We start from the raw sequence: 24282 nt of genomic DNA, 5'->3' as shown, positions 1-24282 counted from the left end.
TTACCGAATTCAAGTTTAAATCACGCACCTTTCTTGGAACTTGTTAAAATACCTCTTAAGGTGCTTAAAGAACGTTTATTTCTATATATATGCAAAGCGATTAAAATACTGAAGGAGGAAATAGAGGCTAAAAGCAAACTTACGTTCCCTTGAATAAACCGACTTGCTCCAGCGGAAACGACAACTCCTGGCAAATAAATATGTGAGAAAACCAAACCAAAAGCGGTAGCGCTAACTCTGACAGGAATATCACACGAACGAGCTGCCGCAAAGCTCAATAAAACTACGTTCAAACCATAGCCGACAGTGTGCCCAGCCGCGACACCTGTAGCGCCCCAAGGCAATCCACCAATCATAGTTAAAACGATTAAAGGTTGTGACCATGTGTAGAAAACAAGTTGATCGCGGGTTTTATTCATCGCAAGAAACACCCAGAAATAAACTTGCATTGCACAACGAAATATACCCCCGATGGCAAGAATTTGGAATATAGTAACAACGTGATCCCATTGAGGGCCCAACAATATTGATATAAGCAGTTCGGCATTTATGGAAAATAGAAGATATGCTGTACCTAGAGTTAATAGCATTCCTTTGGATAATTCATAAAAGTGATCTGTTAGCAGTCTCTTTTTCTGGGCAACTCGGGATAGGTATGGGACGAATACTCTGGTGAGCGGAGCACTGATTTGATTCATTGGTACCATGAGTAACTGATAGGCACGGTTATAGAAACCGACAACAGTAGGAGAGTAAGCAGCGCCTAACAACATTGTATCTGCGTTTTTGGTACAATAAGCAATAAGTTGAGTTCCAAATAACGAAACTCCAAACTTGAAATAAGGTACTATTCCCCTAAAATCAAAAGTAAAACCAGGCCTCCAGTCACAAAGAATAACAGCTAGAACTAGACCGAAGAAAGCTACGACTACCTGTTGGAGAACAAGAACATATAAACCTGGACTTATGTAAGCCGCGGACACCGCAACAAGTAAACCGATCCCGGCTGGTGCTGTATCCACAACTGTTAACTTCGTAAACATGAGCCGCGAATTAATCTCAGCACGGAACTGTGCGGAGGCGCCGTTCAAAACGAACACGGGAAGTATGTACAGAACGACACTTCCGAGCTCAGGAAAGTCGATTATCCTGGATAATAAGGATACTACAAAGTAGACTAGGGGAACAGCTAGAAAACCACCAAACAGATTAATAATAAAGAGTGAATTTTTTATCGCTTGTGAGTCTATTGGAAGTCGCGAAGCTGCTGTGGTTAAGCCAAAATCTCTAAGCAGTTCCGCTAGCGCCACTATCGCTAAAAGGACAGCCATAACGCCAAAATCACTCGGGGAGAGAAGTCTTGATAGAATTACTGTCGTTGTGACCGTAATAATTAGGCGTAACACCTGGCCGCTGATCACAACCTTGACACCTCTAAGTGCTTTGTGACTCAAATTTGATTCACTATTGCTTTCCCTAGACATCTGCGTCCAAACGCTTCGATAGTCCAGAGACCAACAATGATAATTCGTTTTTCGACGAAACAATCATTTCCGATAAAGCTAGTCTCATTTGATCGACGCTTGAAGAATCAAGAACGGGATAGTTGGCGGCACTGTCGCCCTCGTGCTGATAAGTAGACTCAAAGTTTAAATGTGAAAAGTGCCGAGCAATTTTTCCGCTGCTAGATTCTACCCACCCAAGCGGCACTGCCCCTTCGGTTGCTCCAACTATGAGACCGTGTAAACGATCTCCTATTACTATCAAGCTCTCGGAAAATACCTCTCTCACTAAAGCTTCTTGTGCCAAGTGAGAAGTTGTGCCCTCAAAGGGTACTACTACTCCGTCGTCAAAATTCTCTTCGAACCACTCGTATAAAGTATTATCACGAAGCACCTGAACAACGAGTACTATTTTGAGATCTAACTTCAACGCCGAATCTTTTACCCAAGCAACCCACTCCGCTGAAGGTCTAGGACGATCACTCCTAATCACAAGCGAAAGATACCGTCTATTTTTGTCTACATTATTTGGAGAATCAATACTGAACGCCCAATCAGGCATAGTTCTGCCGTTTCCTAGTAGTTCAGCCGTTTCCTGATCTCTAAAGTATAGAGCAGTACTCTTTGTTGCAAGCCACCGATAGACTGGCAAAAAGCTAGCCCGTCCGCCAAAACAACTTGCACCAAGCCATACAATCTTCTTACGTGTCAAGGTCGATGCTGAGACCAAAAGTAAAATCTTCAGGCTTCCTTTGCCAGAAACCTTCATTTCACCTGCATTAACAAAGACGATGCCACCCCTTGAAGAGAGAACAATTAGCAACCATTTAATAAAACTTTTATTAAGGAGTTCGTGCCCATGTAAACACAAACCTGACAGGAAATTTCGACTAGCCTTTCCGGTATATATACTAACCAAACCATAACTTCTCGCTAAATCGAGCAAAGGTCTACGTAATAATGAATCACCAATGTTCTCGTCCTGTCCTGTAAGCCACAAGTGGACATCTACATTTTCGTGAGTCTTTTTTGGGTGAAATAGCTTATTTGCCATGGTCGCCACCAAAGCTGTTCCCACGTTTTTATAAGCAAGCATTTTGCTTAGTACTCCACCTCCAAGTTTCACGCTTCGAAGTTGCTTCATCGCCGATGAGAGTCGAATCCGTGCTGACGATGTTTCGTTAAGCGGAACTCCTAGTGCTTGTGAATAGAATCGACGTATCGCCTCTTTAGATTCAATGGCAAGTTCTGTATTTGTCGTGGACTTTCCTCCTTGTAGCTGGTACACAAGAGAAACCCGCTCATGTTGAAAGAACCTGCCAATCACGCTTAGCCTAATGAACATTTCATAATCTTCTGCGAATCGCGTATTAAGAAATCCTATATCAAGAGCAGCAGCTTCCAGGATAGCCTTCTTCCTGATTACAGCAGCACCTGGGGGCCAGGCGCTAAATCCTACTCGTAATAATCCAACTGTAGTGAGAGGCACTACCGCTGTAGAGGTTGTTCTTATAACCCGCTCTTTATATATCTGCTGAACCTTACCTGCAACAACACAATAATGGATATTCTTATTAAGGATCTCAATAGATCGCGCAACTCCATCATAAACTAAATAATCGTCTGCATCTAAAAAGACCACATATTCTGTCTCGACTAACTCCAAACCTTTATAACGAGCATTACTGGCTCCCATATTATTTTGAGAGATTAATAAAACGTCAGTCGTCGCCACCAGGTCGCGAGTATTATCTGTAGAACCGTCATCAACGACGATAACGCGAGAAGCGCCAACGCGCTGAGCAGACATAATAGAACTTAAAATGGTTTTTTCGGCGTTAAATGCTGGGATAACGACAGTAAGTGACTCGTGTACTGTTTTCATTTTTGGACTTTCTTCATTTCTCTAATAAGCTCCGAATGGCCATTGAGTATAGCTTCTTTGGAGGCTTCGAGCGCTCGATTGTATCTCTCTCTTGTTTCTTTGCTATCGAGAAGACACCGTACCTGCGATGCAACGGTTGCACTATCGAAGTTGTGAACATTGTGCACCCACTCAGAAAGCCCTAGATCAGAGAAGGCTCCAAAGCCCTTTCTTTCGTACGCTAAATGGATTACATAATGTCCGGCTGCTATAGCCATTAAAGCGGCATGAAGCCGGACAGCCACAACTATCCGCGGTTGTGATGAGTTGACGAGAAGTTCATCCTTTGAGAGTTCTCTAGTTCCGTTCAATGTCGCGGTGGCAGCACGGTCATCATTACCCGACACTGAACTTTGCACAAAAGTGTCATACTCCCCTAGTGCTTGCGAAAGCTGATGTATTTCCCTCGGAAGCTGGCCACGTATGTTTCGGACGGATAATACCGGAGTTGCATCCACATGAATTTTTCTACCAACCCCGGGAGAAATGCGAAATGTCGCCATGTCAGGTATGCGCCGAACATTACTGAGTGCTAGCTCACTCACACTGCGGTTGTCACGTAATGCAATCAGATCAATTTTGGAAAGAAGATACGAGACCAGCGGACGCTGAAATCTGTTGACCGGACCTATGCTTTGTGGAAGATATATACTTGGAGTCCGCGCAAAAGCCGCGAATAACAGTTGAGGTAGATGCACTAGAGAAGTTTTTATGGACTCAATCGGCTTGCCAAAGCGAAGATACCCACCCCCAACTCCACAGACGAGATCGAAGCAGCTGGCTCGAATCAGGACATTAATGGTCTTAAACCAGTCGGCAGATGTTGGAAGAATGGGAAGAACTCTACACTTTCTATCAGCAAAAGTATTCGGATAACTTGCCAATAAAGTAATTTCAGGATCTTCATAGCATTCGTTTAGAAATTCTATTGCGGAATCGACTAATAATCCATCGCCCGTATTTTTTGCCGAATATGCATGTAGCAAAAGCACTTTCGTCACGACATTTTCCCTTTCAGAACTTCGATCAACTTCGACGTTTCTATGCTCTTCCTGTAGTCGCTAGTTGCTCGGATAGCATGCTCCATCAATTCTTCTCTAAAACATTGATATTTCAACTTTTGCAGGCCAGTTTCAAGATCATTAGTGTCTGAGAATAGTATTACACAGTTGTATTCGTTCCTGAGATCCTTAAAAACTGGTAATTCGCTCGCGACAACGCCTCGTCCTCTAGAAAACGCTTCCCATACAAACACTGGGTTTAATTCAGCTCGGCTTGGCATAAAAATCGCATCACTCCAATCTATGTATGGGCCGACATCATCTACGTGGCCGACCAATTCTACTTTATTTTCAGGGGAAAGATCTCGTGAAATATTATGAATCTTGTCTCGATCAGGTCCATCACCAAGAATCTTTATATGGACCGGTAACGTTACTTGTTTCAGTAATTCCGGGATTCGATCAAACCCTTTTTGATCGGTTAACCTCCCAGCTGCCACCAGCTTTATTACATCTAGGTCACCTTGTCGTACGTCGAGTGCCTTGTTTGAAATAAAGTCGATAATGTTGGGTTCATAAATGCATTTCTTGTCTTCGCTATAGCCGTACTCTACTGCCTCCGCGAGAGCTCGTTTTGAGGGTGCGGTGATGTAGTCTACCTGCCTAAGATATCTCTTCACTAGAAGATCTTCTAGTTTACCAATGAAAGTAGTCCTATCCGAACTAGGTAATTGATGAAGACTGCCTATTAATCGCTTGTCTTTTAGGGATCTTTTTGGTATTAAACCCATAACTAGATGACTCGCTCGCATTAGAGAGTAAACGGTCTGAAAATCTTTCAGTTGGTGTCTAATATCTCGAGCTGCACGGACGATTCCAGACACTGAACGTGAATGGTTAAGCACAAGAGTATTATTTGCGTATTTATCAAATTCGGTTAGATCTGTGTTCCCAGAGAAAAGTATTAGAAGCTTAATTTCTGATTTCGGCAGTCTCTTCAGGATACCTATTAGCGCCTTTTGCGCTCCACCATTCATTAACCACGGGCAAACGATTAATATTGAATTCTTCATCTCTTGCCTTCTTTTCCGTGCACATATAACTGTTGCAGGCTTAGACGCTGTCGATCTGTCGAGTATTCTTTTATTATCCGTTGCGTCTCTACAGTCTCTTTTCCATCGCCTCGCTGGTTCCTAAAGATCCTGAGAATGTACTCCCCACATTCAATCTCGGTATCGAACTGAGGCAGTTTCAGATCCTTGAATGCTCCAATTTTTCTCAAAACTACCCGGTGCCCGGTATTTATTGCGTCGAGCAGACTGATCGGGAATCCTTCGTATCGTGCACTATGAAAATATAGAAAGGGTTCCATCAATTCGCTTGCAAGCCCTTCTTTTGTTTTCCACCCCTTAACTTCCACGCCAGCTTTTTCAAGATTTTTTCTTAGTCTTCCATCTCCATCACCAATCCATTGGAATTTTATTTCAGGATTTTTTGAAATAACATATTTGGCAACCTTCGCGAAAAAGAGCGGGTCTTTCTGAGGGCATATCCGGCCGATCATAGTGACATGCCGTCCAATTCCAATCTCACCATTTCCTTTACTTTCCCCCGTCCGCAATCTGGTCGCATTAGGTAGAAAATGACATCGCACGCCTGTCGATAACATTTGTGCGTACTCTTTTTCCTGCTCAGAAAGCACGACATACGCTAGAGTTCTCGGCGCTAATAGCGTTTCTATAGCTTTTACTAAAAATGAGATTAATTGTATTCTTGTAGCTTCACCAAATTTAAAGCAGTGCGGTTGGTAAATAACAGGTACTTCGATTTTTCTCGCTCTGGTATATAAACCAGCCCAACTTGAGTGTGCATGCACATAGTCAGGGTCAACTTTACGCACTAGTGATTTTATTTTGAGTAGAGCTATGGCTTTATTGCTACTCAGTTTTACTGTCTCGACATACCTTTTGGATTGATTTACACTTAGATCAGAGCCAGAGTAAAGTAAGTAGTGTTCGTTTTCTGGAGTGAGATCAGCGATCATTTCAATCGCATCTCTAACGCCACCCGCGTAACACTCGGTGACGTGAAGAATTCTTACCACGGCGTTGTACGCTCTTTCAGTAGACTCACTGTTGTCCGGTGTATTTTATCAGTTGCAAAGGTTTTTTGGTCTTTTTTACGATATTTCACCCCTCATTCTCTTCTTCGACATGGCTCGATTTTGTCCTTCCATCCTCAACTATCGGTTGTATTATGTCACCCAAAACACGAGCGTTTGACTGCTCACCTAAGATACTATCGACACCTCAACCGTTTGGTTGAGGTGAGGTTCGCACAGTTGGTTGATGTGCTGGTCAACGCGGTGCTGGTGCACTGGATGTATGGCTTCCACACGTGACAACACCCATCGCAGCGACACCGTTGCTCAACCCAACACCGTTGCTCAGCCCGGCGCTGCTGTCCCTGCTCCCGTCGCTGGTCAGTCCATGGCCGCGGTCCCGCCCAACACCACTACCCGCACTGGTTTAGCTGAGCGTCTTGTGTCGCGGCGCGGCGCGTGGGTGTCGATTCTTCTCGCTCTCGTTGTCATGGTTGCGCTCTTTGGTGCGTTCTCTTCGGTGGAAGCCCCACAGCGCAGCGGGAAAGCCCCCGCCTCGTCCGAATCCGCCCAAGTCGCCGACATCCTTGCAACATTCCCGGACGCTGACACCCAAACAGTGCTTCTCGTCGCCACCCGCACCGACACCACACCCCTCACGCCCGCTGACCACGACACTCTCACCAGCATCGCGAACACCCTCACCACCAACGATTCCCCCACTCCCCCTCGTGTCCTCATCAGCGACGACGGCAACGCCGCACTGATCACCCACCCCATCACCGTGGGCGACACCAACAGCGACACCGCCACCACAATCAACGAACTCAGAGAGCGCATCGGCACGCTCACCCCACCCGTACTCACCATCACCGTCACCGGGGGGCCAGCCTTCGGCGCAGACATCGCATCCGCATTCGACGGCGCCGACATCACCCTCCTACTCATCACCATCGGCATCGTCGCGGTCCTCCTCATCGGAACATACCGCTCCCCCATCCTGTGGCTCATCCCCCTGACCGTGGTCGCGCTAGCCGACGGACTCGCCGGGCGCATCACAGCCACCACCGGCACCTGGCTCAACCTCGACTTCGACGCCGGAATCATCAGCGTCCTCATGTTCGGTGCCAGCACCAACTACGCCCTGCTCCTCATCTCCCGGTACCGCGAAGAACTCACCACCACCCCCAACCACCGCGACGCCCTCGCCACCGCGTGGCGCGCCACCCTCCCCGCAATCCTCGCCTCCAACGTCACCGTGGTGCTCGCGCTCCTCTCCCTCATCTTCGCAACCATCCCCCTCACCCGCGGCCTCGGCGTACCCGCCGCCCACGGCCCAAGCACTACGTGGTGCCCCGTTGCACCCCTCTGTGTGGACCATTTTGATCGCGTATGGACCACAACTATCTGCACCCAAACGTGCATAATGGTCCACACGCGAACCTAGGGCGTTCGGGCGAGAGGCACTCGGGCGAAGCCTGACATCTTATGAATCTTCCTGGACCACGCCTTTGGTCACGATCTGGAACACCTCATCGGCGACACCATTTGGGTCACAACCATGTGACACCATCTGCACACCAGAATTCAAAAGACCCTGCACATACATGGCCTTGACCTGCGGAGATGGGACTCCTAGCTCAGACAAAATAGAAACCACGGGACCTATGAGCTTGTCGTGGAATGCCATGAGGTCATCCATACTCGACGGCGAAAGATTCGCTTCCCGAACCGCATTGGCAATGTCATGCCGCCCGTCAGCGGTCATCCGCATCGTTGATTCGATGAATTGCCGTAACGCCGGTAGCCCAGCATCAACCTCTGCCAATGCAGCGTCGATCTCGGAGTTCCACTGTTCAATTGCGTGCCGCGCGATCGCGATCAGCAAGTCGTCCTTCGTGGCAAAGTAGTCGTAAAAGCTCGACCGCGACAATCCTGCCCGCGCTACCACGCGCCCTGGGGTAACCCCAGCCAAACCCTCTTCGCGCAACACTTCCTCACCAGCACGAACAAGAGCCGCATGGCGATTCGCGCGGTGCTCGGCCACAGTTGGAGCTGAAATCTTAGGCATCCCCCCATTATGGACGACCCTTCGCTCATGCCCATCGCTCCCGATTGCGCACCTCGCTCCCCTTCCCCGCAACCGATGCGTCCTCCAGCCACGAACCCCACCGCCGAAAGGACCACTGTGGTTGCGTAAGGACCAACTATTTCCACACTGACGCAACAACAACGGTCCACATGGGCGGCGGGTGGGGCGGGCTGAGGACGAGCCGCACACCTATCGAACGGTCATTGTGTCGCATACCTCGCGAATATCCGCATCGTCGGTCACCAATGACACTGTGACACACACCCGATACCTCCCGGCCACCGTCTCTGGAGCGTACGCCAACTGGAGGGTTTGCGTTTCCACGTTGAGGACATCTTCGGTGGCGCCGCCCGGGTGAGCGTAGGGCGGGCTGCCGTCTGTCGTCGCGACGAGCACCCACTCCTGCGTGAGGTTGTCGCCGGGGCCGATAGCTGAGCCATCAGCGGGGCCTTTCGCTCCGACTGGGTCATCGACAGGGTCGTCACCTGACGGTCCATCCTCGTGAAACGCATCGGCAGGTGTCGCACGAACCCATGTTTGCCGGATATGCCAGCCGTCCACCGTTTTAATTCGAAATACTGCACCCGGTGCAACGGAGTCAGGCATGACCACAGCATGATCGGCTGAAACATCGTCACGGCCCTGCCCTGCGCACCCCACGAGGACACCCAGCACGGCAACCCCCACAACCAACCTGCCGATGCGCGACCTGCGCAACCAGCCCGCCTCGCCCGGCGTCCGTGTGGCGCGTACCGCGGCTGCTGAACATGGCTGTATGGCGCGTGTTGTTCCTGACCACAGGGGTGTGGTGTGTTGATGCACCATGGCGGGTTCCTTCAGCGCTGGGTGGGAATGCAGGGCGAGGGTTTCGGGTAAGCGTGCCGGTGAGACCTTTCCCCCAATATGCCATGAAAGGCGTGGCGCCGTGACCTTCGAGGTCAGTCTCTCGCCTCCCGTGCGGACCATTTTTATGGCGTACGGACCAAGAAAACTCGTCCGCACGAAGAGGAAATGGTCCACAAGCGGGTGGCTCGCCATAATGGCCACCCTGGTCCAGCGCGTAGGTGCGTCAATAATGCACAAAACCCCGAGAACCATGGTGGTTCCAGGGGTTTGGTGACGTGGAGCTAAGGGGAATCGAACCCCTGACCTTTTCATTGCGAACGAAACGCTCTACCAACTGAGCTATAGCCCCAACGTTGCGCCCGTCCAGGTGGGAGCAACGCACATCCATTTGTACCCGCCGCACCCTCAGGTTGTCTAGGACCTTCGCCCCGTTGCACGTCTCGCACCCCTGCTCCACCGTACGTTCCCGCGCCACAGCGCGATCCCCCGCCTCCTGTGTGGACCACTTTCACTGTATGTGGACCACAATTATCAGCACCCACACGTTCAGAATGGTCCACATGCGAAGGTGGGGAGGCAGCCGCGGGGGCGAAGTCCCCCTGTCCTGTGCTGAGTTCTCTTCCTTTGGTTCGCTCTGTGTCGTGTCTTCCGCTGCGTAGGGGTGCTGACCGTAAAGGTCGCGGGTGTGACAGCGTTCGAGGTTCGCGTTGGGCTGTTCCGTCATAGGGTGGAGGAACCGAGCGAAAGGATGTGACGCGTTGTGGCTACTGTCGCTGAGAACCTGATTGACACCCTTGTTGCCAATGGGGTGGAGCGCATGTATGGGATTTCCGGGGATTCGTTGAATGGGATCACGGAGGCGATTCGCCAGCATGAGGGGATCGCGTGGGTGCCGGTTCGTCATGAGGAGTCGGCGGCGTTTGCTGCGGGTGCGGAAGCGGAGATGTCGGGTACCTTGTCGGTGTGTGCAGGCAGTTGTGGGCCAGGAAATTTGCACCTGATTAATGGGTTGTATGACGCGCAACGTAATCGTGTTCCCGTGTTGGCAATTGCCGCCCACATTCCTACCGCCGAGATTGGGACCGAGTATTTTCAGGAGACCCGCCCGCAGGATCTGTTCCGGGAGTGTTCTGTGTATTGCGAGTATGTGGCAAGCCCGGAGCAGATGCCTCGGTTGTTGCGCATCGCGATGCGCGCTGCCGTAGAGCAGCGCGGGGTTGCGGTTCTTGTGATTCCTGGTGATGTGGCGTTGGCTGACATTCCCTCGAATGAGGTGACGGTAGTGACTGCCACGCAGTCGTCAACGACGCCTGCGCCCGTACAGATCCAGCAGGCAGCGGACGCACTGAATGCCGCATCGTCTGTCACGATTTTGGGGGGTGCTGGGACGAAAGACGCGCATACGCAGGTGCGGGCATTGGCAAAGCGGTTGTCAGCCCCTGTCGTGCACGCGTTGCGGGGTAAGGAGTACTTGGAGCCGGATAACCCGTACGATGTGGGGCTGACCGGGCTGCTGGGGTTCGCGTCCGGGTATCAGGCCATGCAGGACGCCGATGCGCTCCTGTTGTTGGGCACGGATTTCCCGTACCCGCAGTTCATTCCCGAGAAGAACACCGTCATTCAGGTGGATATTCGTGGGGAACATATTGGGCGCCGGTATCCGGTGGATATTGCGTTGCGGGGGGATGTGAAATCCACGGTGGATGCGCTCCTTCCTCACCTTGATGCTAAGGGTGACAAGCACCTGAAGGCTGCGCGGAAACAGTATGAGAAGAGCCGTGCTCAACTTGATGATGTGGCCACCCCAGAACCTGATGGTGTGGACATTCACCCGCAGTACCTGACCCGTGTGCTTGACCAGATTGCCCCTGACGATGCGGTGTTTATCCCCGATGTTGGGTCACCTGTCATGTATGCGGCCCGGTACCTGACCATGAATGGGAAGCGGCGTCTCATTGGGTCGTTTAGTCACGGAACAATGGCGAATGCGTTGCCGCAAAGCTTGGGGGTTCTCAGCCATGACCGTACCCGCCCCACGGTGGCGATGTGCGGTGATGGTGGGTTGTCTATGCTGCTGGGGGAGTTGTTGACAGTAGCGCAGCAGAAACTTCCAGTGAAGATGGTGGTGTATAACAACTCGTCACTGAATTTTGTGGAACTAGAAATGAAAGCAGCGGGGATTGTCAACCACGCCACCGACTTGGAGAACCCAAATTTTGCGGCTCTTGCCCAGGCGGTGGGGATCACGGGGATTCGGGTGGAGAACTCTGGCGATGTGGAGGCTGCGTTACGTGAAGCGTTCGCTCATGAGGGACCGGTCCTCGTTGATGTGGTCACTGCCCGCCATGAACTGTCGATGCCGCCCACGATCACTGCGGAACAGGCTAAGGGCTTCACGTTGTATGCGATTCGCACAGTGTTATCAGGGCGCGGTGACGAGCTCATTGATTTGGCGGCCACGAACAAACGCCGGTTGTTCCCGTCGCGCAAAAAGTAGTCCCGCACAAAGACCTGTGTCGTTCTGCGCCTGTGCTACAGCAACCATTCACGGGCAGCGATGACCAGCGCTTCCACTCCTCGAGTGAGGGTGGGTTGGAGAACTGGCGCGAAGTACGGCGAGTGGTTTGAGGGGATGTTCGCAGGCATCCGATCGGTGTCTGTCATACCCTCAAACAAGGCGGGGTCGGCACCACCAAGGAACCAGTACACCAGTGGGGCACCAGCAGCCAACGCAAGGTTGCCGACGTCTTCACTGCCAGAAACAACCCCCACATCAACAATCTGGTGGGCACCAAACTCGCTGGTGAACGCTTCACGAAGTCTCGCCACCGAGTCGGTGTGGTTGACGGTCACGGGGTAGCGTTCCTCGTAGATGACTTCTGGGGCGGTGGGGGAGCCCGCCGCCCCGGCTTCTGCTTGCACGACACGTTCAATAGCTCGAAGGACGGTGGTGCGTACCGCATCGTCAAAGGTGCGCACAGATAACCCCAGAGTTGCCGAGGAGGGGATGATGTTGTTTTTTGTTCCGGCGTGGAGTTGCCCCACTGTGATGACCACTGACTCGGTCGCGGCAATTCCGCGGGAGACCACTTGTTGGAGCCGCTGAACGACGTTCGCAGCCATGACGATAGGGTCCACGGTCGCTTCGGGTCGTGACCCGTGCCCGCCCACGCCATGAAGGGTGATGCGTAACGAATCGTCCCCAGCCATGGTCACCCCGTCATGGAGGGAGAGCACCCCCGCAGGGAGGGGGGTGACGTGTTGACCAAGAACAACGTCAGGTGTGGGAATGAGGTCATACAGGCCGTCATCGACCATGACTTGGGCCCCGCCGCCGTGTTCTTCCGCAGGTTGGAACAGCACAATGAGGGTGCCTGCCCATTCATCGGAGGTGGCTACGAGTTCTTCTACTGCACCAATCAACGCTGTGACGTGCACGTCGTGGCCGCACGCGTGCATGACAGGAACGAATTGACCGGTGTGGTCGCGTGCGGTGGCAGTTGAGGCGTAGTCGAGGCCGCTGAGTTCTTCCACGGGTAGGCCATCCATGTCGGCGCGTAGCAGCACCACCGGCCCGTCCCCGTTGTCAAGGACGCCGACGACCCCGGTGCCGCCAATGGTGGTGTGCACGTCAAAGCCAAGGGTGGTGAGGTGTTCCTCCACCACCGCCGCGGTGCGAAATTCCTGAAATGACAATTCCGGGTGACGGTGAAGATCCATGTATAGCGACTCAAGATCGATGCCCATATGGTCATCGTGGCACGCCACAGCCGTGAAATCACCCACACACCGTGGTTTTCGCCCGGCGGGATGTGGGTGATCCGTTTACTCTGATCCCATGAGTACCCACACGTCCGATACCTCAGATTCGGTGCACCCGCCGGTTGACGCCCCGACAACTACTGATGCGCCCGTTGCGCGGCTCGTGTTCTGGCCCGCCGCGATCATAGTTGCAATTTTCGCAGCGTTTGCAATCATTGCGCCGGACTCTGCTGAGAAACTTTTCTCGAACATTCAGACAAACGTTATTGACTCATTCAGCTGGTACTACGTCCTCATCGCAGCAGGTTTTGTTGTTTTTTGCCTTTACATTGGGTTCTCTAAATACGGTGATATCAAGCTCGGTAAAGACGATGATGACCCTGAGTTCTCCAACATGTCCTGGCTGGCGCTTCTGTTTGCCGCTGGGATGGGTATCGGGTTGGTGTTTTACGGGTTAAGCGAGCCGCTCTCGCACTTCGCGAACCCGCGCCCTGGGGTGGAGGGGACCCCAGAACAATTGGCCCAGTATTCACTGCGACAAACATACCTGCACTGGGGTGTGCACGCCTGGTCAATTTATGTTGTTGTCGGGCTTGCTCTGGCCTACGCCATCCACCGGCGTGGACGCCCTATTTCTATCCGGTACACCCTCGAACCGCTCCTTGGTCGGCGTATTCATGGAAAAGCCGGGGACATCATCGACATTACCGCGCTCGTTGGCACGATCTTTGGTGTGGCCACGTCCTTGGGGTTGGGTGTCCTCCAGATCGCCGCTGGACTTGATGCTATTGACTTGGCTGAACCTTCCCATTCGTTGGAAATCGGCATCATTGTTGTCATCACAGGTTTTGTTATTTTCTCCGTGGTCACAGGTGTCACCAAGGGCATGAAGTGGTTGTCGAACATCAACCTGGTGATCGCCGCCCTCGTCATGCTGTTTGTGTTGTTCTCCGGCCCCACCGTGTTTTTGCTCCGTGAGTTTGTGCAATCACTGGGGAACTACCTCCAAAACTTTGTGGGCTTGTCGTTCACAGTGTCGGCTTTCCAAGGTGAAGCAGGGGAAATCTGGCAGCGCGGGTGGACTACGTTCTACTGGGGTTGGTGGATGTCATGGGCACCATTTGTTGGCGTGTTCATTGCCCGTATTTCCCGTGGGCGCACTGTGCGCCAGTTTGTTGTTGGGGTGCTGCTTGTTCCCACGATGGTGACGTTCTTGTGGTTCTCTGTTATTGGTGGGACCGGAATTTACTTTGAGCTCACGGGGCGCGCCGAATTGATCAACCCTGATGGAAGTGTCGATGTTGAAGGATCGTTGTTCGCCTTGCTCGGTGAACTGCCGGGAACCACGTTCCTCACCATTGGGGTGCTGCTCCTCATCGCGATTTTCTTCATTACCTCAGCTGATTCTGGGTCTCTGGTCATGTCGATGATTGCCTCTGGGGGGCAGGTGGAACCACCGACCTGGTTGCGCGTGTTCTTTGCGTGCATCAGTTCTGTGCTTGCGATCGCGTTGTTGTTGGCCGGTGGTCTCACTGCCTTGCAAACGGTGGCGATTTTGATTGCGTTGCCGTTCTCGTTTGTCATGATTGGCATGTGCTGGGCAACGATCACCGCGTTTAACCGGGAGATGCGCGCCTACGAGAAAGCGCAGCGTGCCGCCTTCCGCGACCACATTGGTGACTATTACGGTCTGGAAGTCGAAGAACCCACTGAACGTGACCCCGCGTCACGGTTGCGGCTACCGAAACTGCGCCGGAAAGTGAAACCAACGCACGCTGCCACAGCACAAGAAACCCCAGAGACACCACCCGTGGAATAGGTGAACGGAGCGTGCCGCTACTGTGCAGCGGCACGCTCCGCGAACCGGGCATCAAGCTGCTCCAACATGTCCCGTGCGTCCTCCACGTCCCACTGCGTTCCTTGGAGTTCAAACTCAAACAGCACCGGACGCCCAGAACGGCGGGCAATATCGCGGGCAGCAGCCTGATAATGCGACCCAAAGTTGCGGTTCCCCGACCCCATGACCCCAACCAGGCGGCGCCTGGTTTGAGGATCACGCAAAAACCGTTTCACCGGCTCCGGGATCGTGTCATTGTCAAGGTTCCCTGTTTTGTAGGACGGGGTGAGTAACACCCACGGGCCATCAGGAACCGACTGGCGCACGTCACGTTCACCAATATCGAACACGGGTCGACCCAACGCGTTCGCGAACTGCCGGACCATGCCTGACTTCGACGAATAGAAGTAGACAGGGACCTGACGCACAGCCACCACCGGTCACTCTCCTTACGATGCGCCCGAACCTTCCAGCCCCATCCTACGCCGGGCCACCCGGTGAACCGGGGCTAGGTGAGGTGGAGGGTCGTCACACAGGTCGCATCGTCACTGTTTCGGGTACTGATCGGAACAGAGCCCTGCTTCCCGTCATAGGTCACCGTCACCGTGGCATCAATTCCCTTGGGCAACCACACCCCGGTAAACCCGTTGTCATACGTGACCTGTTCACCGTCAACCAGAAGCGAACCGGTCGAGTCATCCGTGATCGACACCGACACCGGGACACCACTCAGCTCACCCTTGCACGTGGTCAGCGAATGGAAATGGCACTCATGTGTTTGGGTGAGGTACGGCGCAAACGACACGTAGAACAGGTCCTCCGGCAAAGCAAGCGGGGCTTCCTGACCGGCCGCATCAATAATCATCAACGCATCAGGGCGAACCGACGCGATGAGGTCTGTTGGACGTTCCGCAACAGGGGTTTCATCCAACACTGACACAATCTCTGTTGCGTCCAACCCATCAAGACCATGGGACGCCAACAACTCCTGCGCCCAGCCGGGTAACTGGTCAACAGACTGAGCCACCGCCGGGGCACTCGACACACCCCCATCTGACGCTGACGAACTGGACGATGTGGACGGCGCATCGGCAGGATCATCCCCACCAGCGCAACCAACCAACACCACCGCAGCCACAACAACACTCACACCCAACCGGGTGGCGGGGTTCAGACGACGAAAAAACACCATGACACACTCCATAACAGCAAGGGAAAAGGACAGTTCTCGGCACTGTGGCAGTGCTTCACTGCAACGCCCACACCACCTGAGGTGAGCGCCGCACAAACCCTTACTGACGAATCACGCAGAGCGCTACACGTGGTGGGACCCACACCCGACCCCACGTGGCAGGCACACGTGGACACCACCCACGCACCAGCGACAGCCCCCGCACACAGAAACGCACCCCCCACACCAGCACAATCACTGCACTCAACAGCGCTAACACGCACGCGACAATCATGGTCGATGTGTGGTCAGTAGGAGATCCGTGCTCAGTTGAGGTGGCGGTATGCGCGGTGAGGGTGGCGGTATGCGCGGTGGGGGTGGCGGCTGGAGCGAGCGTAGTCTGCGCGGCGGCGGGAGTGTGATGCCCCAGCGGGTGCATGACCAGCAACCCGGCCACAACTGCGACACACATGAGGAGCGTCCGGACATGGCCGGCCGCTCCTACCGTGGCGCGTAACGCGCGCATTGTTGATGTCGCCCACACACCACCTACGGTAGCTGCACCACCTGAAAACACCCTAGGAATCAAGACCTACGGTACGGATGGCTCCACCTGCCACACCCCATCAACCTGCTGGCCAGTCCACTGCGCATCGACCGGGACGAGTGGTCGATGTTCATCACATTCTTCGCAACATCAAGTCTTTCGCGGAGGGCGAAGAGTAGCTTCACACCCTTCGTATGCCCCTAGGGGTATCATCGAGGTTGGTTGACTCTGGTCCATGCACCCTGCGGAAGGCTTTCTCATGCCTCACGGCCCCTCCACACCTACCCCTGAACCCAACCCTGAGCCCACAACACCTGGACCGGAGGTTGCGGCGAATACCACCCACCCGGATGGAGCCGTCCCTGCGACCGGGGCGGGCGCATCGGTGAGCACTTCCGCACCACAATCCTGGCTTGTTCCCGCGTTTATTGTTCTCACAGTTATTGCCTTGATCGTTTTGGTGCTCGCGATTCAACCGTCGACCACCAACCAGGCAGACCCGCAGCAACCCCCCGTGGGAACAGAACAGAGCACTGACACCGCAGATCAGGACACCCAGGGTGACACCGACGCGGTAGAACCACCCGCCGACGTACAAGGCCCCGACGAGGTCAACATTGCCGACATTGAACGGCGCGACCCCAATGACCCGCTCGCGGTTGGTCCAGTGGACGCCCCCGTGGTCATGGTGGTGTTCTCCGACTACCAATGCCCTTACTGCGCAAAGTGGAGTAACGACACACTGACCGTGTTAGAAAACTACGTTGACGCCGGTGACCTTCGTGTTGAGTGGCGTGATGTGAACATCTTTGGGGAAAACTCCGAACGCGCTGCCCGCGCGTCCTACGCTGCTGGCCAACAAGGACAGTTCCTTGCCTACCACCATGCCCTGTTTCCTGGCGGAGAAATTTCCTCCGAACAGGTGCTCTCCGAGGACGGGTTGATTGCTCTTGCCGGCGACCTTGGTCTTGATACTGACCAGTTCACCAAAGACCTCACCTCGAAGGACACAGCCGAGGAAGTTGCCAAGAACGCACAACTCGGGTTGGATCTTGGTGCCTACTCCACTCCTGCGTTCCTTGTGGGCGGGCAACCTATCGTGGGCGCTCAACCCACAGATGTGTTCACATCCGCGATCGACACCGCCCTGCAAGGCTGAGCCTTCCGCATGGATGTTGGACTTCTTGCTGCTTTTCTTGGCGGCACCCTCGCGCTGTTGAGTCCGTGCGGTGCCCTCCTCCTCCCTGCATTTTTTTCGTCACTCGTTGGGGCGGGGGAGCGGTTGTGGCTTCATGGTGTGGTGTTTTACGCGGGTCTTGCCGTTGTTCTGGTTCCATTAGGGGTTGGGGCAGGCGGGGTAGGAGCCTTGTTTGTCACGCACCGTGACACTGTCATTGTTGTGGCGTCGTTGGTCATGATTGTGCTGGGTGTTGTCATGATCGTGGGCGGCGGGTTCGATATGACCCGCGTTTTTCCTGGTTTTCGCCGGTTCCAGGCGTTCACCGCACGCCGGTCGGGGGTGGTGCGGTCACTGTTGTTGGGGATGTCTAGTGGGGTGGCCGGTTTTTGTGCTGGCCCTATTTTGGGCGCAGTTCTCACTCTTGCTGCCGTCCAGGATTCCGTTGTGGCATCGGGCGCGCTGCTTGCTGTGTACGGCGCGGGTATGGTGATTCCGCTGCTGGCTCTTGCTGTGGTGTGGAGGCGGTTGGGGGATCGTTCTCGCCGTGTGTTGCGTGGCCGCACGGTCACTGTGTGGGGGCGGCAGTTCCACACCACGTCGCTCGCTACCGGGCTTCTCATTATTGTTGTTGGTGTTGTTTTCTGGGTCACCAATGGCCTGGTGTCGATGCCCGCGCTGATACCCACGTCGGTGCAAGCGACCTTGCAACAGTGGGTTTCTGGTCTCTCTGGTCCAGTTGTTGATATTGCGGTCATTCTTGTGCTTGCTGGTGTTGCGCTCACCGTGTGGTGGGTGCGGCAGCGAAGCCGCCGTTAGTTCGTCTGTGTGTTTGTGGGGTCTGATGTTTGTTCGTCGTGGTGTTGTTCTTGGTGCGGTTGCCGTGCTGGTGGCTGCGTGTGGGGGAGCACCACCTGCCGATGCGCCCGCTGAGTCACCGACGACCGCACCACCGGCTGTGGTGGCACCGTCTGTTGTGGAAGGGGACCTTCCGGCAGCGGATCTTCGTGGTACACAGATTCCGTACCAGTTTGAGGAACTGACGGCTGTGACGGTTCCGTGGGATGGCGCCCCTCAGGAACGTGACGGCGTGTTTGTGGGAACTCAGACAACTGGTCAGCAGGTCACGTTCACGGCAGTCACCCATCAGGGCACAGCGCTGTGGGAGGTGTCTCGGCCACAGCAATGTGGCCAGTTCACATTGACCACTGTCGATGACATGCCACTTGCCGTCCTGTGTACAACCACTGAGGATGGTTTCGTAGCCCATGGGATTGACGCAACGACTGGTGACGTAGTGTGGGGGCCCACTGCTGTTCCTGGTCCTCTCACTGGACTAGGTGTTGTCTTCACTGTCCAAGGAACACCCGCTCCCGGTGACGTGTCAGACACGGTGGTACTCCGCGCGGACACTGGCGAGGTCGTGTCGTGGCCACAGTCACTGCCTGACGACGCACACGTTATCGGGGAAAAAGACGGTCTGATTCTCACAGTGCACAACGGAACCCTTGAGGCGTGGGATTCTCAGACAGGGGAGCGCAGTTGGTCGATTCCCGCCCCACACGGTGCACAACAGGTTGGGGACTCACCGCTGGGACAAAGGTTTGTTGAGGTGGTCGGGGAGTCCACGTCAGTTGTGGTGGATACGCGTGACGGTGATGTTGTCGCTTCCGATGTGATCACTGCAGGCACAGACCCGTCAACGGGCACCCTTGTGGTCCTCGATGACGAGTCCACCTCCGGGGTTGATGAATCTGGGGCCACACTCTGGTCAATTCCACGGGAGTTGCCGTTAGGGTCTGGTGACACAAGTTCACAGGCACCACCACAGATCACCGCAGCCGGTGGCGTCATGGTGTATGTGCGTGAGGGCGCACTGATCCGCGCGCACAACGCCCTGACCGGTGATGTTGCTGAGGCATATCCGCCGGGAGGGAACGGAACAATCCTCGTTCCGGTGACCATGTCAGCCACAGGGGCCGGCGTTCTCACCGACTACGACACCTACACTCTCGTGACCACACTCCACGAACCCTGACCTCTCAGGTTCGTGATCGTGCATCACCACATCATTGAGACGAGTTGCACTCTCTGAACGACCAGCAGATCCCGGTCGAAGCTCTACTCATCGTCGGAGTCTTCCCCACCCGGTAGCGCAAGAATGTCGTTGACGTCGGTGTCCGCAGATTCGATTTCGGTGGTTTCGATGGTGCGAAGTCGTCGTTCCACAGCTCGGGTGCGCCGCCCTGCTTCCTCCACAGTGCGTTGAGTTGTTGCCAACTGTTTCCCCAACTTCTCCCACACGTCCCCGTACTTACGGAACTCAGCTTTCGCTGCACCCAAGATTTGCCACACCTCAGAGGAACGCTTCTCAATGGCAAGAGTGCGGAACCCCAACTGCAAAGAGTTCAACAACGACATCAACGTCGTTGGGCCAGTGATGAGGACACGGTGGTCGTTTTGGAGGCGACTCGCCAGCCCAGGTCGGCGCACAACCTCAGCGAAAAGACCTTCCGTAGGCAAGTACATGATGGCAAAATCCGTGCTCCGCGGCGGGGAAATGTACTTGTCGCTGATCTTCTTTGCCTGCTCAACAACAGCGCGTTCCAACGCTTTTGCGCTGGCATCAATCGCAGCACGATCCCCAAGTTCTTGGGCTTCCAAGAGCCGTTCGTAGTCTTCCTGGGGGAACTTGGAGTCAATAGGCAAATACACCTCAGAGCCCTCTGGGTCACGGCCCGGCATTTTCACCGCGAACTCCACAGATTCTTGGCTGTGCTCCTTGATAATGATGTTCTCCGCGTACTGTTCCCGGGTGAGGAAATCCTCCAACTGCCGAGATAACTGAACTTCACCCCAGCCACCACGGTTTTTCACGTTGGTGAGAACACGCTTCAGCCCGCCCACGTCAGAAGCGAGATTCTGCATTTCGCCCAACCCTTTGTGGACCTCTTCGAGACGTTGCGACACGATCGCAAACGAATCACCCAACCGTTTTTCCAACGTACCTTGGAGTTTTTCATCAACGGTTTCCCGCATCTTTTCGAGTTTCGCTTCATTACCAGCCCGTAGTTTCTCCAACTCCTCACGAAGTACCTGCTGCAACTCGCGGTGAGACACCGCATTGCGTTCCGCAAGCTCCTGGAGAACCTTCGTCGTCCGGTCCCGAGACTCACTCAACGACAGCTGCAACCGTTCCCCAACAGCTGCCTGAATTTTTTCCAACGCGAGCGCGTTGCGTTGCGCGAACTCGTCGAGTTGGCGTTCCACGTCTTCACGGAACCGCGTTTGCGCCTGGGTGCGGGCTGCGTCCTGGTGAGCAAGTGTTTGAGAAAGTTCGGTGCGTTGGACCGACAAATCCTGGCGGATGTCGCCATTACCTGCTGCTGCCGCCATGCGGATTGACTCGAGTTCCTGCATCGATAATCCGGTGTCGTGTGACCCTGCACGCACCGCAACAAGGTTGACGACACCTAGCACAATGCTGGCGATCACAAGGACAAGGATGAGGACATCCACGGGGAACTCCAAACTCGTGTGTCCACGGTGTCGCGCACAGCGTGGACGTGGGGGTTGATCTCTTGCGCCAGTGTAGCGGTCGGCACTGACAGTGACGTTGTCTGCGCTGAACACGGGCACGTACCCGTTCAATCCTGTTGACCGGGCGCCCACACGGTTCTAGCGTCACAGTAAGAGGTACTGAACGCCTGTTCAACTAGGGCTGACACGCCCACACCAAAGGAACACTGATGACTGACACTGATGTTCTGTCATTGTCCAACGTGACAAAAACTTTCGGCCCCGTTCGCGCACTCGACCACCTGTCGTTGACGTTAGCCCCGGGGGAGGTGCACGGGTTCCTGGGCCCCAATGGGGCCGGGAAGTCCACAACGATGCGCATCCTGTTGGGGATACTTCGCCCTGATGAGGGTGAGGTGCGCATGTTTGGTGGGGACCCGTGGCGTGACGCGGTCGCACTTCACCGGCGTATGGCTTACGTTCCCGGTGATGTGGACTTGTGGCCTACCCTCACCGGTGGGGAAATCATCGACATGCTGCTGCGGTTACGTGGCCCCATCAACACTGCACGCCGCGACGAACTGATTGAACGGTTCTCCCTTGACCCACGCAAAAAGACCCGCACCTACTCCAAAGGGAACCGGCAAAAGGTGGCGCTCATTGCCGCGCTGGCCGCTGACGTTGACCTCCTCCTCCTTGATGAACCAACCGCTGGCCTTGACCCGCTCATGGAACACGAGTTCCAGCAAGTCATTCGCGATGCGGCACACACCGGGTGCACCGTGTTACTTTCCAGCCACATCCTGGCGCAAGTCGAAGCCCTCTCGGATCGTGTCTCTATTATCCGTCACGGCACCATCGTGGACTCTGGCACCCTCGCTGACATGCGGCACATGACCCGCACCACCGTCACCGTGGACACAACCACCCCACCTGACACTCTTGCGGCTCTCCCTGGTGTGCATGACGTTCACACGCAAGGCCCACGCACCACCTTCAGTGTGGACGGGGCACACATGTCAGAAGTCATGACCCACCTTTCGAACCTCGGCATCCGCTCGTTGACCGCTCACCCACCAACCCTCGAACAGCTCCTCATGCGCCACTACAACGACACCCAGGTGACCCCATGACTACCGCACCTACTCGCCCAAACGGCAGCAGCGCATCGGCGATCACTGCAGACCAAAGCTCCCACGCTTTCACTGGAACGCTCCAACTTCTCCGGGCAATGATCCGTCGCGACCAGATCCGCACCCCCGCCTGGATCATCGGGGTGGCCGTGCTCAACATGTACTTCGCGAACGCCATCAAGGTCATTGCCGAAGACACCACGGAACTCATCAGCCTCACCGTCATGTTTGCCGACCCCGTTGGGCGCATGATGACCGGGCCTGGATACGGGATGGACACCCCCACCCACGAACGCTTCTACTCTGCCGGGTACGTCCTGTTCGTTCTTATCCTCGTCGCGCTCATGGCAATCTTCACCGTGACCCGGCACACCCGCGCCGACGAACAAGCAGGCCGATCCGAACTTCTTCGCGCCAATGTCCTTGGCCGCCACGCCCCCCTCACAGCGGCACTCATCATCACCGTGTGTGCAACCACCCTGACAAGTATCCTCATCTACACAGGAGCAGTCGCTGCCGGATACGCCACCACCGGAAGCGTCCTCATCGCAATCGGTGCGGCAGCAACAGGATGGTTCTTCGCCGGACTCAGCACCACCACCGCCCAACTCACCACGAGTTCCCGTAGCGCCAACGCAATCGCCGGAGCAGTCCTCGCCACCGCCTACCTCATCCGCATGGGTGGAGACATGGGAGCAACCGGCGGAACCGCACTATCCTGGGGCTCTCCACTGGCCTGGGCACAGCAAACAGCACCCTACGTCCTTGACCGTGCCTGGCCTCTCACACTTCTTCTTGTGGGAGGTGCAGTATTCATCGCGGTGGGATACGCCCTCTCCACCCGGCGTGACCTCAACGCCGGTCTCCTGCCCGGACGGCTCGGCCGCGCCCACGCCCACCCAACCCTTGGTACACCTCTTGGGTTCGCCTTCCGCACCCAACGCGGAACCCTGCGCGGATGGGGTATCGCACTCATTCTCACCTCGCTCATGTATGGCGGATTCGCCAACGCCATGGTCACCGCCGCCGACGACCTCCCCGACGAATTCGCTGTGATCTTCACCGGAGACGACCTCCTCAACGGCTACTTCGCCTACATGGCTCTGTTCATGGCCGTGTTCACCACCGCCGCCGCCATCAGCGCGCTCACTCACACACGGGCTGAAGAAACATCGGGACGCACCGAACTCATCCTGTCCACCCCCACCCACCGCACCACCTACCTCATCAGTGCGATCACCATCACCGTTGCCGCAACCGTCCTCATCCTCATCCTTGTCGGCCTGGCCATGGCCGCCACCTCAGCAGCGACCCTCACCACCCCACCCACCGGACTGATCGGCACCCTCGTCACCGCCAGCATCCACCAACTGCCCGCCGCACTCGCGCTCATTGGACTCACCACCATGTTCCTTGGCTGGTTTCCCCGAGCAGCAAACCCCGTTGCCTGGACCGTCATCGGGTACTCCGTGGCCCTGTCCTCCTTCGGGCAACTTCTTGACCTCCCCACCTGGGCGCGCAACCTTAACCCCTTCCATCACCTTGCCGCCTACCCGGTGGAACCCGTGAACTGGACCCCCATCATGTGGCTGACCGCCCTGGGGATCGCGGGCATACTTGTTGGGCTTGTCGGGTGGAACCGACGCGAACTTGGACGCATCTAGGTGCCC

Annotated in this window: 20 protein-coding genes and 1 tRNA gene; 8 read left to right on the top strand and 13 right to left on the bottom strand. The window is 55.0% G+C overall.

Annotated features, from left to right (window positions below; all coding sequences use genetic code 11):
• Nucleotides 1-20: 20 nt before the first annotated feature.
• Genes JDEN_RS00175 through JDEN_RS13570 form a run of 5 tightly spaced genes read right to left on the bottom strand, consistent with a single transcriptional unit; the run spans nt 21 to nt 6531 of the window.
• Nucleotides 21-1484, bottom strand: a complete 1464-nt coding sequence (locus JDEN_RS00175) for a lipopolysaccharide biosynthesis protein (RefSeq protein WP_012805816.1) — start codon at nt 1482-1484, stop codon at nt 21-23.
• Nucleotides 1477-3387, bottom strand: a complete 1911-nt coding sequence (locus tag JDEN_RS12835; protein ID WP_012805815.1) for a glycosyltransferase — start codon at nt 3385-3387, stop codon at nt 1477-1479. The genes JDEN_RS00175 and JDEN_RS12835 overlap by 8 nt, the downstream gene beginning before the upstream one ends.
• Nucleotides 3384-4427, bottom strand: coding sequence for a polysaccharide pyruvyl transferase family protein (locus tag JDEN_RS00165; protein ID WP_012805814.1), 1044 nt, complete (start codon nt 4425-4427; stop codon nt 3384-3386). The genes JDEN_RS12835 and JDEN_RS00165 overlap by 4 nt, the downstream gene beginning before the upstream one ends.
• Nucleotides 4424-5500 carry a glycosyltransferase gene (locus JDEN_RS00160; RefSeq protein ID WP_012805813.1) on the bottom strand — a complete coding sequence of 359 codons (1077 nt, stop codon included), beginning with the start codon at nt 5498-5500 and terminating at the stop codon, nt 4424-4426. Before JDEN_RS00160 ends, JDEN_RS00165 begins: the two co-directional genes overlap by 4 nt.
• A complete protein-coding gene (locus JDEN_RS13570) occupies nt 5497-6531 on the bottom strand; it encodes a glycosyltransferase (RefSeq protein WP_012805812.1) in 1035 nt (344 codons plus the stop codon). The genes JDEN_RS00160 and JDEN_RS13570 overlap by 4 nt, the downstream gene beginning before the upstream one ends.
• Nucleotides 6532-6811: 280 nt before the next feature.
• On the opposite strand from JDEN_RS13570, the gene JDEN_RS00150 reads away from it, so the two are divergent.
• Nucleotides 6812-7975 carry an MMPL family transporter gene (locus JDEN_RS00150; protein ID WP_049754370.1) on the top strand — a complete coding sequence of 388 codons (1164 nt, stop codon included), beginning with the start codon at nt 6812-6814 and terminating at the stop codon, nt 7973-7975.
• Between the two features lie 39 nt (nt 7976-8014).
• Here the strand turns inward: JDEN_RS00150 and JDEN_RS00145 are convergent, their stop codons facing one another.
• The 3 genes from JDEN_RS00145 to JDEN_RS00135 all read right to left on the bottom strand — a co-directional run bounded on the left by JDEN_RS00145 (nt 8015) and on the right by JDEN_RS00135 (nt 9815).
• Complete coding sequence (locus tag JDEN_RS00145; protein ID WP_012805810.1) at nt 8015-8599, bottom strand: TetR/AcrR family transcriptional regulator; 585 nt, start codon at nt 8597-8599, stop codon at nt 8015-8017.
• Nucleotides 8600-8809: 210 nt separating this feature from the next.
• Nucleotides 8810-9445 (bottom strand): hypothetical protein, encoded by a 636-nt coding sequence (locus JDEN_RS00140; protein ID WP_041287743.1) that lies wholly within the window; start codon nt 9443-9445, stop codon nt 8810-8812.
• Between the two features lie 297 nt (nt 9446-9742).
• Nucleotides 9743-9815 (bottom strand) — tRNA-Ala (locus JDEN_RS00135).
• Nucleotides 9816-10226: 411 nt separating this feature from the next.
• Here JDEN_RS00135 and poxB point away from each other — a divergent pair.
• Nucleotides 10227-11963, top strand: a complete 1737-nt coding sequence (gene poxB, locus JDEN_RS00130; RefSeq protein ID WP_012805808.1) for a ubiquinone-dependent pyruvate dehydrogenase — start codon at nt 10227-10229, stop codon at nt 11961-11963.
• Between the two features lie 35 nt (nt 11964-11998).
• On the opposite strand, the gene JDEN_RS00125 is transcribed toward poxB, so the two are convergent.
• Nucleotides 11999-13213, bottom strand: a complete 1215-nt coding sequence (locus JDEN_RS00125; protein ID WP_174564707.1) for an amidohydrolase — start codon at nt 13211-13213, stop codon at nt 11999-12001.
• Nucleotides 13214-13304: 91 nt separating this feature from the next.
• On the opposite strand from JDEN_RS00125, the gene JDEN_RS00120 reads away from it, so the two are divergent.
• Nucleotides 13305-15047 carry a BCCT family transporter gene (locus JDEN_RS00120; protein WP_012805806.1) on the top strand — a complete coding sequence of 581 codons (1743 nt, stop codon included), beginning with the start codon at nt 13305-13307 and terminating at the stop codon, nt 15045-15047.
• 17 nt (nt 15048-15064) lie between these two features.
• Here the strand turns inward: JDEN_RS00120 and nrdI are convergent, their stop codons facing one another.
• From nrdI to JDEN_RS00105, 3 genes are all read right to left on the bottom strand, one after another.
• Nucleotides 15065-15493: a class Ib ribonucleoside-diphosphate reductase assembly flavoprotein NrdI gene (gene nrdI / locus JDEN_RS00115; protein WP_041287956.1), complete on the bottom strand. Its 429-nt coding sequence runs from the start codon at nt 15491-15493 to the stop codon at nt 15065-15067.
• Between the two features lie 80 nt (nt 15494-15573).
• A complete protein-coding gene (locus JDEN_RS00110; RefSeq protein ID WP_012805804.1) occupies nt 15574-16257 on the bottom strand; it encodes a CueP family metal-binding protein in 684 nt (227 codons plus the stop codon).
• Between the two features lie 100 nt (nt 16258-16357).
• Entirely contained in the window at nt 16358-16780 is a 423-nt protein-coding gene (locus tag JDEN_RS00105; RefSeq protein ID WP_143713200.1) for a DUF6153 family protein, read from the bottom strand.
• 262 nt (nt 16781-17042) lie between these two features.
• On the opposite strand from JDEN_RS00105, the gene JDEN_RS00100 reads away from it, so the two are divergent.
• From JDEN_RS00100 to JDEN_RS00090, 3 genes are read left to right on the top strand one after another with little or no spacing between them, the layout of a single operon-like run.
• Complete coding sequence (locus tag JDEN_RS00100) at nt 17043-17942, top strand: DsbA family protein (protein ID WP_012805802.1); 900 nt, start codon at nt 17043-17045, stop codon at nt 17940-17942.
• Between the two features lie 9 nt (nt 17943-17951).
• Nucleotides 17952-18779 (top strand): cytochrome c biogenesis CcdA family protein, encoded by an 828-nt coding sequence (locus JDEN_RS00095; RefSeq protein WP_012805801.1) that lies wholly within the window; start codon nt 17952-17954, stop codon nt 18777-18779.
• A 25-nt stretch (nt 18780-18804) separates the two neighbouring features.
• Nucleotides 18805-19998, top strand: a complete 1194-nt coding sequence (locus tag JDEN_RS00090; protein ID WP_012805800.1) for an outer membrane protein assembly factor BamB family protein — start codon at nt 18805-18807, stop codon at nt 19996-19998.
• Between the two features lie 83 nt (nt 19999-20081).
• Here JDEN_RS00090 and JDEN_RS00085 read toward each other — a convergent pair whose 3' ends face one another.
• Nucleotides 20082-21479: a DNA recombination protein RmuC gene (locus JDEN_RS00085; RefSeq protein ID WP_012805799.1), complete on the bottom strand. Its 1398-nt coding sequence runs from the start codon at nt 21477-21479 to the stop codon at nt 20082-20084.
• A gap of 230 nt (nt 21480-21709) precedes the next feature.
• On the opposite strand from JDEN_RS00085, the gene JDEN_RS00080 reads away from it, so the two are divergent.
• Complete coding sequence (locus tag JDEN_RS00080) at nt 21710-22612, top strand: ABC transporter ATP-binding protein (RefSeq protein ID WP_012805798.1); 903 nt, start codon at nt 21710-21712, stop codon at nt 22610-22612.
• Complete coding sequence (locus tag JDEN_RS00075) at nt 22609-24276, top strand: ABC transporter permease (protein WP_012805797.1); 1668 nt, start codon at nt 22609-22611, stop codon at nt 24274-24276. The genes JDEN_RS00080 and JDEN_RS00075 overlap by 4 nt, the downstream gene beginning before the upstream one ends.
• Nucleotides 24277-24282 lie beyond the last annotated feature (6 nt).

Origin of the sequence: Jonesia denitrificans DSM 20603 (assembly GCF_000024065.1) — a bacterium.
Taxonomy (GTDB): Bacteria; Actinomycetota; Actinomycetes; order Actinomycetales; family Cellulomonadaceae; genus Jonesia; species Jonesia denitrificans.
The sequence above is the reverse complement of the archived record's forward strand: the minus strand, read 5'-3'. Positions and strand labels throughout refer to the sequence as shown.